The 16,228-nt window shown below is 37.2% G+C and carries 11 protein-coding genes, 3 tRNA genes and 2 pseudogenes; 14 read left to right on the top strand and 2 right to left on the bottom strand.

Annotated features, from left to right (window positions below; genetic code table 11):
* The first annotated feature begins 2 nt into the window (after positions 1–2).
* The 5 genes and pseudogenes from ACFILO_RS02365 to ACFILO_RS02345 all read left to right on the top strand — a co-directional run bounded on the left by ACFILO_RS02365 (position 3) and on the right by ACFILO_RS02345 (position 6,167).
* A pseudogene (locus ACFILO_RS02365) lies at positions 3–811 on the top strand (hypothetical protein).
* 147 nt (positions 812–958) lie between these two features.
* Positions 959–1,591 carry an ATP-dependent Clp endopeptidase proteolytic subunit ClpP gene (gene clpP, locus ACFILO_RS02360; RefSeq protein ID WP_375611281.1) on the top strand — a complete coding sequence of 211 codons (633 nt, stop codon included), beginning with the start codon at positions 959–961 and terminating at the stop codon, positions 1,589–1,591.
* Between the two features lie 183 nt (positions 1,592–1,774).
* Positions 1,775–3,049: an ATP-dependent Clp protease ATP-binding subunit ClpX gene (gene clpX, locus ACFILO_RS02355; RefSeq protein WP_273723371.1), complete on the top strand. Its 1,275-nt coding sequence runs from the start codon at positions 1,775–1,777 to the stop codon at positions 3,047–3,049.
* A 183-nt stretch (positions 3,050–3,232) separates the two neighbouring features.
* Positions 3,233–5,659, top strand: a complete 2,427-nt coding sequence (gene lon / locus ACFILO_RS02350) for an endopeptidase La (protein WP_375612894.1) — start codon at positions 3,233–3,235, stop codon at positions 5,657–5,659.
* Positions 5,660–5,888: 229 nt separating this feature from the next.
* A complete protein-coding gene (locus ACFILO_RS02345; RefSeq protein WP_375611283.1) occupies positions 5,889–6,167 on the top strand; it encodes an HU family DNA-binding protein in 279 nt (92 codons plus the stop codon).
* 1,056 nt (positions 6,168–7,223) lie between these two features.
* On the opposite strand, the gene trmFO is transcribed toward ACFILO_RS02345, so the two are convergent.
* Positions 7,224–8,636, bottom strand: coding sequence for a methylenetetrahydrofolate--tRNA-(uracil(54)-C(5))-methyltransferase (FADH(2)-oxidizing) TrmFO (gene trmFO / locus ACFILO_RS02340; RefSeq protein ID WP_375612893.1), 1,413 nt, complete (start codon positions 8,634–8,636; stop codon positions 7,224–7,226).
* 134 nt (positions 8,637–8,770) lie between these two features.
* Here trmFO and ACFILO_RS02335 point away from each other — a divergent pair.
* From ACFILO_RS02335 to ACFILO_RS02310, 6 genes are all read left to right on the top strand, one after another.
* A tRNA-Leu gene (locus tag ACFILO_RS02335) sits at positions 8,771–8,853 on the top strand.
* Positions 8,854–8,988: 135 nt separating this feature from the next.
* Positions 8,989–10,416: a trigger factor gene (tig, locus tag ACFILO_RS02330; protein ID WP_375677773.1), complete on the top strand. Its 1,428-nt coding sequence runs from the start codon at positions 8,989–8,991 to the stop codon at positions 10,414–10,416.
* A 130-nt stretch (positions 10,417–10,546) separates the two neighbouring features.
* Positions 10,547–12,046: an Asp-tRNA(Asn)/Glu-tRNA(Gln) amidotransferase subunit GatB gene (gene gatB, locus ACFILO_RS02325; protein WP_375628991.1), complete on the top strand. Its 1,500-nt coding sequence runs from the start codon at positions 10,547–10,549 to the stop codon at positions 12,044–12,046.
* Positions 12,047–12,227: 181 nt separating this feature from the next.
* Complete coding sequence (locus tag ACFILO_RS02320; RefSeq protein WP_375677772.1) at positions 12,228–12,626, top strand: NADH:ubiquinone oxidoreductase subunit NDUFA12; 399 nt, start codon at positions 12,228–12,230, stop codon at positions 12,624–12,626.
* A gap of 89 nt (positions 12,627–12,715) precedes the next feature.
* Positions 12,716–13,141, top strand: coding sequence for a DUF2155 domain-containing protein (locus ACFILO_RS02315; RefSeq protein ID WP_375613043.1), 426 nt, complete (start codon positions 12,716–12,718; stop codon positions 13,139–13,141).
* Between the two features lie 877 nt (positions 13,142–14,018).
* Positions 14,019–14,750, top strand: a complete 732-nt coding sequence (locus ACFILO_RS02310; RefSeq protein WP_375612890.1) for a rhomboid family intramembrane serine protease — start codon at positions 14,019–14,021, stop codon at positions 14,748–14,750.
* On the opposite strand, the gene ACFILO_RS02305 is transcribed toward ACFILO_RS02310, so the two are convergent.
* The gene (locus ACFILO_RS02305; RefSeq protein ID WP_375612889.1) at positions 14,747–15,577 is read right to left on the bottom strand and encodes a TrmH family RNA methyltransferase; all 831 of its coding nucleotides are present in this window, start codon (positions 15,575–15,577) and stop codon (positions 14,747–14,749) included. The genes ACFILO_RS02310 and ACFILO_RS02305 overlap by 4 nt on opposite strands.
* Before the next feature lie 205 nt (positions 15,578–15,782).
* On the opposite strand from ACFILO_RS02305, the gene ACFILO_RS02300 reads away from it, so the two are divergent.
* From ACFILO_RS02300 to ACFILO_RS02290, 3 genes and pseudogenes are all read left to right on the top strand, one after another.
* Positions 15,783–15,866, top strand: a tRNA-Tyr gene (locus ACFILO_RS02300).
* Between the two features lie 31 nt (positions 15,867–15,897).
* Positions 15,898–15,971 (top strand) — tRNA-Gly (locus ACFILO_RS02295).
* 181 nt (positions 15,972–16,152) lie between these two features.
* Positions 16,153–16,228 (top strand): annotated as a pseudogene (locus tag ACFILO_RS02290) (elongation factor Tu); the annotation flags it as partial.

The raw sequence follows: 16,228 nt of genomic DNA, 5'->3' as shown, positions 1-16,228 counted from the left end.
CTATGGATATTTGTACTTTTTGGTATAGTGGACAATTAAGATTGGTGGATAGGCTTTGTTTGTCTTCAATGGTTAAAACTGGACAGCGCGTTAAGCTTTTTAGTTATGATAAAAAATAGATAATCTCCCTGCTGGTGTTGAGCTGCATGAAGCCGAATCAATTTTACCACGCTCAGCAATTTATCGCCTTGATCCCGATTTTTCTGATGATAAATTAGGGTGTACAATTGTTCAGTTCTCGGATTTTTTTCGTGTTATGCTGATGAAATATCAACAAGGTGTTTGGTTAGATACAGATGTTTACCTTGTTAAACAATTTCATCCAGATGCGGATAAGGTTTGGTTGGCAAGAGAAAATAATACAAGAGTAGGCGTTTCTGCACTTTATTTTCCGCCCAATAACCCTATTATAAAAATATTTGAGGATTATTGGGCAGGTGCAGAAATTATTCCTCATTGGCTTGGGTTTAAGCGTCGTGTTTGGAGACCGTTCTGGTTAAAGAGGAAAAAAATGCCGATTTTACTGGGAAATCTTGGCGTTACAATATTTGGCAATGATGGTATTTCACGATTAGCAAAACGATATGGTTTTTTTCATGAAGCAAAGGAAAAGGAAACTTTTTATTATTGGACTGGGCGAAAAACTGAACGTATTTTTGAACCAGCTTTTGGCGTAAAGCCGCTTACAGATTCACGCTTGATAGGTTTTCATATTCACAGAAAGACAAAGACTACGAAAAGACCTCAGGAAGGAAGTTTTTACCATTGGGCGGTATCTCGCATTCCGGATGTTCATCATTTGTTTAGGTAGAGTTATTATTGCTATTTTAACTATTGAGATTTTAATCTATCTTATACAATCTCTTGATTGTAGCTTGCACAAGAGAGTAATGTTAACATATGGACAAAAACATTGAATGTGTAAAGAGCGGTTGTTATATGAACGGAAAGTAAAAATATGAGTGATCCAATGAAAACAGCATTAAGCCTTGTTCCTATGGTTATTGAACAAACAAATCGTGGTGAACGGGCCTATGATATTTTTTCCCGTCTTTTAAAGGAACGGATTATTTTTATTAATGGACCTGTTGAAGATGGTATGGCAATGCTTGTTTGTGCACAATTGCTTTTTTTGGAAGCGGAAAATCCTAAAAAAGAAATTAGTCTTTATATTAATTCTCCAGGTGGTGTCGTAACATCTGGTATGGCTATTTATGATACTATGCAGTTTATTCGCCCTCCTGTTTCTACGCTTTGCATGGGGCAAGCGGCATCTATGGGGTCTTTATTATTAACGGCTGGAGCAAAAGGTCATCGTTTTACATTGCCAAACGCACGTATTATGGTGCATCAACCATCTGGTGGTTTTCAAGGTCAAGCTTCAGATATTGAGCGACATGCGCAAGATATTATAAAGATGAAACGGCGTTTAAATGAAATTTATGTTCAACATACGAGTCAAGATTATGAGGTTATAGAGAGAACTCTCGATCGCGATCATTTTATGACAGCAGAAGAAGCCAAAGCGTTTGGCTTAGTTGATGATGTTATACAATACCGTGCAGAAACTGAAAAAGAAGAAAAAGATTAAGAATTTTTATAGAAAAAACAGCTACTTTAAATCAAAGAGTTTTATAAAAAATATCGCAAAATAAGAGAAACACCTAAAAGTATTGAGACATGCATGGTTTTCTATATGTCTTTTAGTTTTCATGATGAAAGGCTTCCTTTGAAAAGGCAAAGTGTTCATATATTGTGGTGAAAGGAAAGAAAAATGAGCAAAATTAGCAATAGCGGGAACGAATCAAAAAATACTCTCTATTGCTCGTTCTGCGGCAAGAGTCAGCATGAGGTGCGTAAGCTCATTGCGGGGCCTACTGTATTTATCTGTGATGAATGTGTAGAGCTTTGCATGGATATTATTCGGGAAGAAAATAAGTCTTCTGGGGTTAAGGTGCGTGATGGTGTTCCTACGCCACAGGAAATTATAACAGTTCTTGATGACTATGTTATTGGTCAGCAACATGCAAAGCGTGTTCTTTCTGTTGCTGTTCATAATCATTATAAACGGTTGGCGCATCAGTCTAAAAGCAATGATATTGAGTTGGCTAAATCAAATATTCTTCTTGTTGGTCCAACGGGTTGTGGTAAAACTTATCTTGCACAAACATTAGCACGTATTATTGATGTGCCTTTTACGATGGCGGATGCGACCACTTTGACTGAAGCGGGTTATGTGGGAGAAGATGTTGAAAATATTATTTTGAAGCTTCTTCAAGCAGCAGATTATAATGTTGAACGTGCGCAGCGTGGTATTGTTTATATTGATGAGGTTGATAAGATTTCTCGTAAAGCAGACAATCCTTCTATTACAAGAGATGTTTCGGGGGAAGGAGTTCAGCAAGCATTATTAAAAATTATGGAAGGAACGATTGCTTCTGTTCCTCCTCAAGGTGGACGTAAGCATCCGCAACAAGAGTTTCTTCAGGTTGACACCACAAACATCTTATTCATTTGTGGGGGAGCTTTTGCAGGTTTAGAACGGATTATTTCAGGGCGTGGTGAAAAAACTTCTATTGGTTTTTCTGCGACTGTTAAGGCTCCGGATGAGCGTTGTGTCGGTGAAATTTTTCGTGATTTAGAGCCTGAAGATCTTATTAAATTTGGTTTAATACCAGAATTTATTGGGCGGCTTCCTATAGTCGCTACCTTAGAGGATTTAGATGTTAACGCCCTCATGCAAATTTTATCCCAACCTAAAAATGCGTTAGTAAAGCAATATCAGCGTCTTTTTGAAATGGAGAATGTTGAGTTAGCATTTCATGAAGATGCTTTACGTGTTATTGCAAAGAAAGCAATTGAACGTAAAACTGGTGCTCGTGGTTTACGTTCTATTATGGAGAAGATCCTTCTTGAGACGATGTTTGAGCTACCGGCTCTTGAAGGCGTTCAAAAAGTGGTTATTTCGAGTGATGTCGTTGATGGTAAAGCGCGTCCTCTTTATATTTACTCAGAACGTGCAGAAGATAAAGAAAATGTATCAGCATGACATTGTGCGATGCACAATATAAAAGGTGGTAGTGAACGGTATTTGATAGGTGTTTCTAATAATATCATTATAATGCTTGATTTATGTATGAGTAATTACCACTTCATGTACAGTGAAGAGCTGAGATTTTCTAAAGGTGGGCTAATTGTTGTAGATAGCTCATAGGCTCCAGAAAGGAGAGTTATGCAATATATTGATGAAAAGACAGATGAAGTAAGAGATGGGGTTTATGCTGTTTTACCTCTTCGTGATATTGTTGTCTTCCCCCATATGATTGTTCCACTTTTTGTGGGCCGCGAAAAATCAATTCGTGCTCTTGAAGAAACGATGGCGGTTGATAAGCAAATACTATTGGTGACACAAAAAAATGCTTCTGATGACGATCCAAAATCAGAGGATATTTATCATATTGGTACATTTGCTAATATTCTTCAACTTTTAAAGCTTCCTGATGGTACTGTAAAGGTTTTGGTTGAAGGAACTGCACGTGCAAAAATTAGTCAATTTGCTTTAAGTGAAGGTTATCATCAGGCTTTTGCAACTGTTACAGAAGAACCTAGAGAGAGTGATGTTGAGATTGAAGCTCTTTCAAGGTCAGTGATTACTTATTTTGAAAACTATGTAAAGCTTAATAAAAAAATCTCTCCTGAAGTTGTGAATGCGATTGGCCAGCTTGATAATCCTTCTAAGCTTGCCGATACGATTGCTTCTCATTTGATGATTAAACTGGCAGAAAAACAGGAAATATTAGAGCTCTTACCTGTGCGGGCCCGTCTTGAACGTGTTTTGTCCTTCATGGAAGGAGAAATTTCTGTTTTGCAGGTTGAAAAACGTATTCGTTCGCATGTTAAACGGCAAATGGAAAAAAACCAACGAGAATATTATCTCAATGAGCAGATGAAGGCTATTCAAAAAGAGTTAGGAGCAGGTGATGATAGCCGAGATGAACTCTCTGAATTAGAAGAACGTATCAAGAATACAAAACTATCCAAGGAAGCACAGGAAAAAGCTGGAGCAGAATTGAGAAAATTACGGAATATGTCTCCTATGTCTGCAGAAGCGACAGTTGTACGTAACTATCTTGATTGGTTATTAGCAATGCCTTGGGGTAAAAAATCTAAGATTAAAAACAATTTAGATTTTGCTGAAAAGGTCATGAATAATGAACATTTTGGTCTTGAAAAAGTTAAGGAGCGAATTATTGAATATTTGGCCGTACAAAGTCGCGCGTCAAAGATAAAAGGTCCCATTATTTGTTTGTTAGGTCCTCCAGGTGTAGGGAAAACATCATTAGCGCGCTCTATTGCAAAGGCAACGGGACGTGAGTATGTTCGTATCTCATTGGGAGGTGTCCGAGATGAAGCAGAAATTCGTGGACATCGCCGAACATATATTGGCTCGATGCCTGGGAAAATTATCCAGTCTATGAAAAAAGCAAAAAAATCTAATCCGCTTTTCTTGCTTGATGAAATTGATAAAATGGGCCAAGATTTTCGTGGTGATCCTTCATCCGCTTTATTAGAAGTTCTTGATCCTGAACAAAATGGTACATTCATTGATCACTATTTGGAAGTTGAATATGATCTTTCTGATGTCATGTTTATCACAACTGCCAATACGCTTAATATTCCAGGTCCGTTAATGGATCGTATGGAAATTATTCGTATCGCTGGTTATACTGAATGTGAGAAAATGGAAATTGTTAAACAGCATCTTTTACCAAAGGCACTAAAAGATCACTGTTTATCTAAAAAAGAACTCAGTATTTCTGATGGAGCACTAAGGTCAATTATTCAGTTTTATACACGTGAGGCAGGCGTTCGTAACCTTGAACGTGAACTCATGAAAATTTCCCGCAAATCCGTTACAAAAATTCTCAAAACACATCAAAAATCTGTAAAAGTTACAGAAAGTAATATTCATGATTTCTTGGGTGTTAAACGTTATCATTACAATCAGATTGAAGGAGAAAATCAAGTTGGTGTTGTAACAGGTCTTGCGTGGACAGAAGTCGGTGGAGAGTTATTGACTATTGAAGGAGTTATGATGCCCGGCAAAGGGAAGATGACTGTAACTGGAAATTTACGTGATATTATGAAAGAGTCCATTTCAGCGGCAGCATCTTATGTACGTTCTCGTGCTGTTGATTTTGGTATTGAACCTCCACTTTTTGAAAAACGCGATATCCATGTTCATGTTCCAGAGGGTGCGACACCAAAAGATGGCCCGTCGGCTGGGATTGCAATGGTGACGGCAATTGTTTCAGTCCTTACAGGAGTAGCTGTGCATAAAGATATTGCAATGACTGGTGAAATTACTTTACGTGGACGCGTTTTACCCATTGGTGGATTAAAAGAAAAACTCTTAGCAGCTCTTCGAGGAGGGATAAAAAAAGTACTTATTCCTGAAGAAAATGCAAAAGATTTGGTTGATATTCCTGATGATGTCAAAAATAATATGGAAATTATTCCGGTAAATCATGTGAGTGAAGTTTTGAAACACGCTTTGGTTCGTTTTCCAGACACTATTGAATGGAAAGAACCCTCTACAGGGGCTGTGCCAATCCGGTCAGAGAGCAGTGATAGTGAAGGGATACAGATTGCGCACTGATTCACTTATCTCATTTATAACGGCATTTTTTAGGTGGTAGAAGGTGTTGTTGAGGTTATTATTCTGTTTTTTGTTGGAAAAAGTAAAAAATTCCGTGAATAACTGTGATTATTGCTAAAAAAACAATGTTTTGGATAAAAATAAGACTTCTGTTTGCTGTACTTTTCAATAAACTGACCAATAACATGATTAAGTCATGTTCAGGTAATATAGGGAAAGGAAATATTTTATGAATAAAAGTGAATTCGTTAGCTCCGTTGCTGAAAAGGCAGGTGTTTCGAAAGCGCAAGCTGGTGCTGTTGTTGATGCTTTTATGGCTTCTGTGACAGAAGCTTTGGCTTCAGGGGGAGATGTTCGTCTTCCAGGTTTTGGCACTTTTGAAGTTTCTCATCGTGCTGCAACAAAGGGGCGTAATCCTTCAACTGGTGCTGAAATCGATATTCCAGCACGTTCTGTACCCAAATTTTCTGCAGGAAAAAGCCTTAAAGAAGCAGTTAATAAAAAATAATTTAAGCTACATTAAAAAAACCCGATTTATTTATAAGCGGGTTTTTTTAACACATGTGTTATGCTTGTTTTTCACATAAAACTTTGAGATCCTTGCGATATTTTTTATTTTCATGTATTGCTGAAATATATTGTTTTTAGTCTTTTCAATGAAATATTGTACTGTATTAATTGAGCGCGGGTATGGCTTATAAAATGTAATATTAACTTTTATTACGCTGAAGTGTTACGGTATTTATTTCAAAACAAGATCCGTAAATAATATGAAGCGGAAAACTCTGTAAAGTCCATAAAAGTTATTATATATCACCATTTACGCTTAATAAAAGTGCATGTTGGTGCCACCGTGCTATCTATTTTCTCAGTTCCTATAATGTTGCGACTAGCCCCAGATATCTGAGTCGAGTGCATAAGGGATAGTTTTATTCTTTTACTCTTATACGCCAACCTTTCTTGTGACGCACCAAGAGGATAATTTTATTGATTTATTATAAGATCCTGAAATAAAAAAATCTTTTGATATTCAGATTTGGTTTTTAATATTGGGATTTTTCTTGGCATTTGAGAGGGGAGAGATAGCTCCAGCTCTATCCTACAAATATTTTTTCCATATCGTTATTTCACTTGTGATATGCAAGCGAGTATTTTTCCTTCATCATACAAGAGTTAAAATGAGAGAACATCACAAACTTTGAGGGAGGAAGTTAAAAAACAGAAAAATTACTCTTATAAAATAATATACATTACGTAATATAAAAACTATTAATAAAGATAGTACAGTATTACTTGTGTATTTCCATTTATTTATTTTGATTATTCATAATATGTTTATATAATTATTTTGTTTTTAGTCATTAAATCATATTAAATTATTGATAGCGGTAAAGTTTTTTTATAGCCAAAAGTTATTTTACAGCATCTACATAATTGAATAAATGATGAAACGTAGGGTAGTATTTATTGATTGGGGGAGACAGTCTTTAAAAGGCTTTAGAATGATTTTTTCACGAGAGTTATAAAGATCTATTCAGTAGGAGAGAGGCGAATCGTGTGTTTTTTATAAACAGGAGCTCTTTGATTCTTTATTTGCTAACCACTGAGTACAATCATTGAGAGCTCTCGCTGTTATGGCTTGTTTTTTTACTAATTTTTTTTCTTTACTTGGTAAACGTTTCCCTGAATGTTTAATAGAAGCAATAGGGGGAAAAAGTCCGAAATTGATATTCATTGGCTGAAAAGACTGTGTTTCTGCTTTTTCATCTATGATGTGTCCCCCCGTAATATGATTCAAAAGGGCTCCGAATGCTGTAGTTTGTGGGGGTAGGCAAGGGGAAATATGATGATATTCGGCAGCAGCAAAACGTCCAGCAAGAAGCCCTATTGCCGCTGATTCTACATAACCTTCACATCCGGTAATTTGCCCTGCAAAGCGTAGTTGTTTTTTTTGTTTTAAACGAAGGGTTTGATCAAGAATAATTGGCGAGTTGAGGTAGGTATTGCGGTGAAGACCACCAAGACGCGCAAACTCTGCTTTTTCAAGACCGGGAATCATTCTAAAAATGCGAATTTGTTCACCATATTTCAATTTTGTCTGAAAGCCGACCATATTATAAAGCGTTCCAAGTTTATTATCTTGGCGTAATTGAACGACAGCATAGGGTTTAACTGTAGGGTTATGGGCATTAGTTAAGCCCATAGGTTTCATAGGACCATGTCTTAACGTTTCAAGTCCGCGCTCAGCCATAATTTCAATGGGGAGGCATCCATCAAAATAGGGCGTTTTTTCAAAGTCACGAAACTCTGTTTTTTCAGCATTTTTTAACGCTTCAACGAATGTTTCATATTGTTCTTTGTTGAGGGGACAATTAAGATAATCTTTTCCTGTTCCCTCAGGACCAATTTTATCATAGCGAGACTGATACCAACAAATGTTGATATCAATACTGTCGGTATGGATAATAGGTGCAATTGCATCAAAAAAAGAAAGAGCTTTTATACCGGTTATTGCTTGTAATTTTTGAGCAAGTGCAGGCGATGTAAGGGGGCCTGTTGCAATGACAACATGTTTCCAAGCTTTAGGAATTTCTTGAACTTCTTCACGTTTGATTGTTATAAGAGGGTGGTTTTCAAGTGCTGTCGTAACGGTTTTTGAAAATCCATCACGGTCAACAGCAAGAGCACTACCTGCGGGAACTTTGTTGGCATCAGCAGCTTTCATAATTAACGATTTTGCTAATCGCATTTCAGCATGTAAAAGCCCTACGGCATTTGTTAATGAATCATCGCAACGAAACGAATTTGAACAAACCAGTTCTGCCAATTTATCGGTTTTATGGGCATCTGATTTTTTTTCGGGTCGCATTTCATGCAAAACAACAGAAATTCCTGACTGAGCGATTTGCCAGCTTGCTTCACACCCCGCAAGACCGCCACCGATGATATGAATTGGGATATCAAATGTCTTTAACATAATTGACTTTTAGCGTAAGCAGTTATGTATGAAAAGCATAGATTTTGTTTTTTTTAATATATTTGTTTGCTTTTTTTCTGTAATTAATGGTATAGAAACGCCGCTTGTATAAGGTTATTAGCTTGTAAGTTTGAGCGGATGTGGCGAAATTGGTAGACGCACCAGATTTAGGTTCTGGCGGGAGACCGTGGGGGTTCGAGTCCCTCCATCCGCACCAAAGCAATCCCTTAAGTGCTACGGATTTCTACGTGTCTGAAATTCCGCTTCATGGTAAATGTAACACTCGAAGTGTTAGAATGTAATGATTATTAGAGTGGGTTGATCCCTCTCCTTAGAAAAATGAAGGTGTTTAATGCAGGTTACCGAGACGCTTAATGAAGGACTGAAGCGCGAAATTAAGATCGTGGTTCCAGCGAAAGATTTAGAAGAAAAGTTGAATGAACGATTGGATGATACCAAGGGAAAAATCAAGCTTAATGGTTTTCGTCCCGGTAAAGTGCCTAGTGGGCATTTGCGAAAAATGTATGGTAAATCCTTTATGGCGGAGATTCTCAATGAGATACTCAGTGATGCACCCCGTTCTATTTTAGCAGACCGCAATGAACGTGCAGCGATGCAGCCAAAAATTGATATAGATGAAGATGAAAAAATTCTAGATGGCAAAGCTGATTTTACTTTTAGTTTAAAGTATGAAGTTTTACCAAAAATTGACATTAAAGATTTTGAACATATTAAGGTTATTCGTGAAATTGCAACTATTCCTGAACAGGATATTGATGATCAAGTCAATCGCGTCCTTTCTTCTACGCGTAATTATTCCCTAAAAGAGGGGAATTCTGAAGAAGGTGATCGCATTACCATAGATTATCAAGGTAAGCTTGAAGGCGTTCCATTTGAAGGTGGGACAGATAGTGATGCACAACTGATTCTTGGGTCAAAACAATTTATTCCTGGTTTTGAAGAGCAATTGGTTGGTGTGAAAGCTGGGGATGTAAAAACGATTTTTGTTAAATTTCCTGATAATTACAGTGCGGCACATTTGGCGGGACGGGAAGCGGAATTTGCCATTACTGTCAAAGCTGTCTTTAAACCAGATGAATTAAAAATTGATGATGAAGCAGCGCAAAAAGTTGGTTTAGAGTCTCTAGATCGCTTACGTGAGGTCGTTCGTGGGCAGATTGAAAGCCAATATGGTTCAGTGACACGTCAAAAAGTTAAGCGTCAAATTCTTGATGCTTTAGATGCTGATTATAATTTTGAGATTCCTGAAGAACTTTTAGAGGTTGAGTTTAACAATATATGGGCTCAGGTTAATGATGATTTGAAAAAGGCTGGGCGCAGTTTTGAAGATGAAGGTATTACAGAAGAAAAAGCACGGGAGGAATATCGTGTCCTTGCGCAGCGTCGTGTTCGTCTTGGTTTGGTGCTTTCTGAAATTGGAATGAAGGTTGGTGTTAAAGTTAGTGAGGATGAGCTAAAAGCAGCAGTTTTTGATCAGGTTCGCCAGTATCCTGGACAAGAGAAAGAGATTATGGATTTTTTCCGTAAGACTCCGGAAGCTGTTGAAAATCTACGTGCTCCGATTTTTGAAGAAAAGGTCATTGATCATTTATTAGCACAGATAAAAGTCACAGATAAAGAAGTGACGGTTGAAGAGTTGATGAAAGAATATGACGAATCAGATATCCCTGAAGAAAAGCAGGCAAAGAAAAAGTCTGCAGTGAAAGAAACGTCTACAGAGAAAAAACCAGCTAAGAAAAAGGCTCCTAAAAAAGCTTAATATTTATGCAAACAGAACAAGCCCGATAGAAACGGGCTTGTGTTGTAAGATTTATGTCCTGGGGTTACACTGAGAGAATGGTTTTAGATAAGCCATGAGTAAATTTTAAAATATTGGTAGTGGATTGGCAATGAGCATCATTGATACGCGTACTCCTGATTCTAAGCGTTTTATTTCTGGAGTTACAGGTGATTGGGAAGTCATCATTGGCATGGAAGTTCATGCGCAAATCATATCAAATTCGAAACTTTTTTCAGGAGCATCAACCAAATTTGGTGCAGAGCCGAACAATCATGTATCACTTATTGATGCAGCCATGCCAGGTATGTTGCCTGTTCTTAATCAAGAATGTGTTCGTCAAGCGGTTCGAACGGGGTTAGGATTAAAGGCGCATATTAATTTAAAATCTGTTTTTGATCGCAAAAACTATTTTTATCCAGATTTACCGCAGGGGTATCAGATTTCTCAATTTCGCTATCCCATTGTAGGAGAGGGAAAGATTATTATATCTGTTGGTCCAGATTCGAATGGCCAATTTGAGGATATTGAAGTGGGAATTGAGAGGTTGCATCTTGAACAGGATGCTGGAAAATCGATGCACGATCAACATCCAACGATGTCTTTTGTAGATCTTAATCGTTCTGGTGTTGCTCTTATGGAAATTGTTTCCAAGCCTGATATGCGCTCATCAGATGAAGCCAAAGCCTATATGACAAAATTGCGTACGATTGTTCGTTATTTGGGCACTTGCGATGGCAATATGGATGAAGGTTCTATGCGTGCAGATGTCAATGTATCTGTTCGTCGTCCTGGTGAAGATTTTGGAACGCGCTGTGAAATTAAAAATGTTAATTCTATTCGCTTTATTGGTCAAGCAATTGAATATGAAGCGCGTCGTCAGATCGCAATTTTAGAAGATGGAGGCGTCATAGATCAAGAGACTCGGCTTTTTGATGCCGCTAAAGGTGAAACGCGTTCTATGCGCTCAAAGGAAGAAGCGCATGACTATCGTTATTTTCCTGACCCTGATCTTTTACCATTAGAATTTGATCAAGCATTTGTGGATGCTTTGGCAGCAGACTTACCGGAATTGCCTGACGCTATAAAAGCACGTTTTATTAAGGAAATGGGATTGACAGTGTATGATGCTTCCATTCTTGTGACAGAAAAGGCTATTGCTGATTATTTTGAAGAGGTAGCGCGTGGGCGTGATGGAAAAATAGTTGCCAATTGGGTGATTAACGACCTTTTAGGGGCTTTAAATAAAGATAATCGTGAGATTGAAGAGTCACCAGTATCGCCAAATCAATTGGGAAGCATTATTGATCTTATAAAAGAAGGAGTTATTTCTGGAAAAATTGCCAAAGATCTTTTTGAGATTATTTGGAATGAGGGGGGAGATGCACGCCAAATTGTAGAAGAACGAAATATGAAGCAGGTAACGGATACAAAGGCTATTGAAAGAGCTGTTGATGAGATCGTTGCCAATAATTCTGATAAAGTTGCGCAAGCAAAGCACAAACCTGCTTTAGCTGGTTGGTTTGTTGGACAGGTAATGAAAGTAACAGGTGGTAAGGCAAATCCCCAAGCTGTTAATGAATTGGTTAAGATGAAACTTGGCATAGATTAAATTTTATGGGGTGGAGAAGAAGCCATACATATGATATCTTCTTGAAATTAAAGGATAGCACGTTAACCTATCAATTGGAATTGTAGTTGAATTTACTAGTAACTTTTTCGATAATTTCAATCGTTAATAATTTTATTCCAACGATTAATTTCATGAGCGCACTAAATGAATGGAATAGCAGATGGCTCGTTTTTTTAAGCAAATCTTCACATGGTGGAATGGTAATACCATTGGTACGCGTTTTTTCACATGGCGCAAAGGTAAGCGGATAGGGCAAGATCAGTTTGGAAATATATATTATGAAGGAGGACTTCATAAGGATGGTTATCCGCACCGTTGGGTTATCTATAAAGACTATTCTGAGGCCTCTACTATTCCACCAGGTTGGCATGGCTGGATTCATCATCGCTGTGAGTGTCCACCAACACAAGAGGATTATCATCCTTATGAATGGGAAAAGCCTCATGTTGCAAATATGACAGGAACAAGTGAGGGCTATCGACCAAAGGGAGCTATCACCTCCAATGGAGAGCGTTCTTGTGTGCATGAAGATTATGATGCGTGGTCACCTAAAAAATAACATGTTTTAATGTGCGTGTGTATTTTTGTCTTATTTGACTCTATGTTATGAAAAGAATTATTTTTTAAGGTGCGATTGATTTTGATATGATGAGATTTTTTTTATTGTTAGGGGTGAGGCATTTTATATATATTTTTTTAATGGGAATTTTAGTGTTTTTATCCTTAAATAATGGGGTGCGGGCTGAGCGTATTAGCAATGGAATTGCTGTTTTTGCAGGTCTTGACAAAATCACGGGACGGACAACACGTTTTGAAGTTACTCTTGGTAAAATTTATCAGTACGGTGCATTACAGGTAACACCACGTGCGTGTTATACGAGCTCTAAAGATGAACCCACGCGTACAACAGGTTTTGTTGAAGTCAATGAAGTAACATTAGATAAAAAAGTACGGCGTATTTTTACAGGATGGATGTTTGCAGATAGTCCTGGTTTGAACGCTGTTGAGCATCCTATTTATGATGTGTGGTTAAAGGATTGCAAGCAGAATGCTCAAGATCTTCCTCTTCAATAAATTAGTGTGTTATCTATTTATAATACATTGATTTATAATGGTCCTTTATCATTTTACAACTTAATAGCAAATTCCTATGATTACCTCATTTAATTTTTTTTATATTGAATAATCCAAACTATTCTCTTGCGCGTTACAAGTGGCGGATGTGTCAATAACACTGTCTAAAAAAGGAATAAAAAATTCCGTCATGAACTGTTTAAATTCAAAGATGCATCATTAGAATCAACATATTTTTTAAGTGTTTCATAAGAGACAGTTCTTGAATTATATCTGTTAAAGATTGAAATGAAAGGCTTGTTTATATTTGTTAAAGAGATGAACTGACGCTTTTGCATGTATGAGGGAAACAGATTATCAAGTAAGTAATTCATCATGAAACACTAATTATTATATCTAGAGAACGCTGTATTGGTATTTTTTCTCATAGAGATGTCGTTTTTCGTTCAAAGCATAGAAGCAATGCAGGCCATATTAATGGAAAAATTGAGATTTAAGATTCTTTAAAGTTTATCAATCGAAGTATAGCTTGGTTAAAAAATGCAATAATCAATATATTTCTAGTAAGAAAATAATGTTTATATATTTTTATTATACACCACCTCATAAGTGAGTTTGTCTATTCGTAAGTTCTTGTATATTGCATGGTAACTTCACATTTAAGTAAGCGGGATACCACTAAGTTTGTAAATCATATTCTTGATATCCATGCTTTTTAAAATCTTTTGTATAAAATACACGTGTTTTCATGTAGAGCTATTGAAAATTTAAAAAGGGGGTTCGAAGAGGCGTTGAGAAGATTCTGCATCACTGGGAATGGTATATTTATTTTGTATAAAGTATAACCCATTTTCTAAAAAATACGAGATTTTATACAATGAAAGTTTCTAGTCACCAACATAATGATGTTTCCCGATTGCCAAAACAACCTAAAGAACCCTTATTGAATGTTCCATTTATTATAGTTGTTTTGATAGCATTTTGTTTTTGTCTTTATTGCATTTCTCAGTATTTTTTTTCTCATCAGGTTTATGTTGAAAGCCTTGAGCTTTTTTCATTTATACCAGCATTGTTTAAGAGGGATCCTGTAGCATTTTGTTATACCATGGTGAGTTATTCATTTATGCATAGTAGTTTTAAACATGTTGCTCTTAATATGGTTTGGCTTTTGGTTTTCGGCTCTCCTTTAGCAAGGCATTTTGGTGTTTTACGTTTTTTAATTTTTTGGGTGTTAACGGCAGTTATTTCTGTTTTGACTTATTTTACATTTCATCAAGAAAGTACCATATCACTTATTGGGGCGTCAGGTGCCGTATCTGGAATGATGGGTGCTATTGCACGTTACGGTTTTCCTAGTGGTAATCTAGCTGTCAATGCGCAGAACGAAAAACTTTTAGGACCTTTATTATCTGTCAAAAAAGCTCTGTGTTCTAAGGGGGTTCTTGTTTATATGAGTGTATGGCTGACGACTGATTTGATCATAGGTATTTCTTCTATTTTGTTTGAAGAAAATGGCATCTCAATAGCATGGGAAGCTCATATTGGCGGGTTTTTTGCGGGTTTTTTGTTGGTTGGTTTTTTTGATGTTTCACAAAAAATTAAAAACTAGAATCTAAGATATTGATGTGCCACATAAAGAGCTATTGTTGCTGCATTTGAAACATTTAATGATTTAATATTTCCAGGCATGTCAAGGCGTGTTAAAGCGCAAACGGTTTCGCGTGTTTTTTTACGTAAACCTTTACCTTCTGCTCCTAAAACAAGAGCAATTTTATTCCCTGTTAATGCTGTTTCTAGAGGTTGGTCACCTTCTGAATCGAGACCAAAGCTTGTAAAACCTGTTTGATGAAGTTCTTGAAGAGCTTCAGCAAGGTTTCGTACGGTAATATAATGAATCATTTCCAGAGCTCCAGATGCCGCTTTCGCAAGAACACCGCTTTCGTGGGGAGAGTGACGGCAAGTTGTAATAAGTGCTTTAGCTTTCAATGCAACTGCAGAGCGCATAATAGCGCCAACATTATGTGGATCGGTAATTTGATCCATGACAATGACCAGATCAGTATTGGTTAGTTCCGACAGTTTGCATGGTTTGAGGGGGAGAGTTTCCAAAACAATACCTTGATGAACAGCCTCACTTCCAACAAGCGAATCAAGATATTTGGGGGTGCATAATGTAACAGAGCAAGGATAATCTGATTCGGATATATTTAATCGTTTTAAGGCATTTTGTGTAACGTAAAGACATTTTAAAATTCTTTTTGGGTTTTCTAAAGCAGCCTGAACAGAATGAATGCCATAAAGATGGATGATCTCTTGCTGTAAAGAAGCAGCTTTCTTCTTTGGGTGTGTAAAAGATCGAGAAGGAGAGCCTTTTGTATCGCGATATCGGCGACGCAAACGAGCATAATGAGAATTTTGTGATGTTTTTTCTTTCATAGCTTCTTTATAACGTGTTAATAAGAAAAATAGAGAGAAAAAATCTATGATTTAAAATTATGAGCAGGAAATTTGTACAGAATTGTATTTATTCTGTTGACAGATACAATAGTAATCGTCATAACCACTTCGCAATCAGATTGAATTGAATGGGTATTCAAGATGGTTGTCGTGATGTCTCATTGCGCGACTTTATCGGTGTAATGGAGGGGTGCCCGAGTGGTTAAAGGGGGCGGACTGTAAATCCGTTGCGTATGCTACGTTGGTTCGAATCCAACCCCCTCCACCATTCATCGAAGGAGAGTTAGTACGTGGGTCATGCGGGTATAGCTCAATGGTAGAGCAGCAGCCTTCCAAGCTGAATATGCGGGTTCGATTCCCGCTACCCGCTCCAAATGGTTGTTGATGATTGGGCAAATAGGTATGATGGAGGATATTCCATTTATAGATTTGGTGGGGTTTTCCGTCTAAGAGTTGTGGTGATTGGGCTGTTTTCAGTCTGGTCAGACTTAAGTTTTGCAGAACTGTCCCTAGGTGCTAATAAAAATAGGGAATAAAACAAGAGATTAATAGCAATGGCGAAGAGCAAGTTTGAACGAACAAAACCGCATGTTAATATTGGTACGATTGGTCACGTTGATCATGGGAAGA

This window comes from Bartonella sp. AP72JLCBS, from assembly GCF_042195705.1.
Taxonomy (GTDB): Bacteria; Pseudomonadota; Alphaproteobacteria; order Rhizobiales; family Rhizobiaceae; genus Bartonella.
The sequence above is the reverse complement of the archived record's forward strand: the minus strand, read 5'-3'. Positions and strand labels throughout refer to the sequence as shown.

Excerpts from the sequence above, each read along its gene's own strand:
- gatB (WP_375628991.1), top strand. The coding sequence starts at position 10,547 with ATGAGCATCATTGATACGCGTACTCCTGATTCTAAGCGTTTTATTTCT.
- tig (WP_375677773.1), top strand. The coding sequence starts at position 8,989 with ATGCAGGTTACCGAGACGCTTAATGAAGGACTGAAGCGCGAAATTAAG.
- ACFILO_RS02345 (WP_375611283.1), top strand. The coding sequence starts at position 5,889 with ATGAATAAAAGTGAATTCGTTAGCTCCGTTGCTGAAAAGGCAGGTGTT.
- ACFILO_RS02305 (WP_375612889.1), bottom strand. The coding sequence starts at position 15,577 with ATGAAAGAAAAAACATCACAAAATTCTCATTATGCTCGTTTGCGTCGC.
- ACFILO_RS02315 (WP_375613043.1), top strand. The coding sequence starts at position 12,716 with ATGAGATTTTTTTTATTGTTAGGGGTGAGGCATTTTATATATATTTTT.
- lon (WP_375612894.1), top strand. The coding sequence starts at position 3,233 with ATGCAATATATTGATGAAAAGACAGATGAAGTAAGAGATGGGGTTTAT.
- clpX (WP_273723371.1), top strand. The coding sequence starts at position 1,775 with ATGAGCAAAATTAGCAATAGCGGGAACGAATCAAAAAATACTCTCTAT.
- clpP (WP_375611281.1), top strand. The coding sequence starts at position 959 with ATGAGTGATCCAATGAAAACAGCATTAAGCCTTGTTCCTATGGTTATT.
- ACFILO_RS02320 (WP_375677772.1), top strand. The coding sequence starts at position 12,228 with ATGGCTCGTTTTTTTAAGCAAATCTTCACATGGTGGAATGGTAATACC.
- ACFILO_RS02310 (WP_375612890.1), top strand. The coding sequence starts at position 14,019 with ATGAAAGTTTCTAGTCACCAACATAATGATGTTTCCCGATTGCCAAAA.
- trmFO (WP_375612893.1), bottom strand. The coding sequence starts at position 8,636 with ATGTTAAAGACATTTGATATCCCAATTCATATCATCGGTGGCGGTCTT.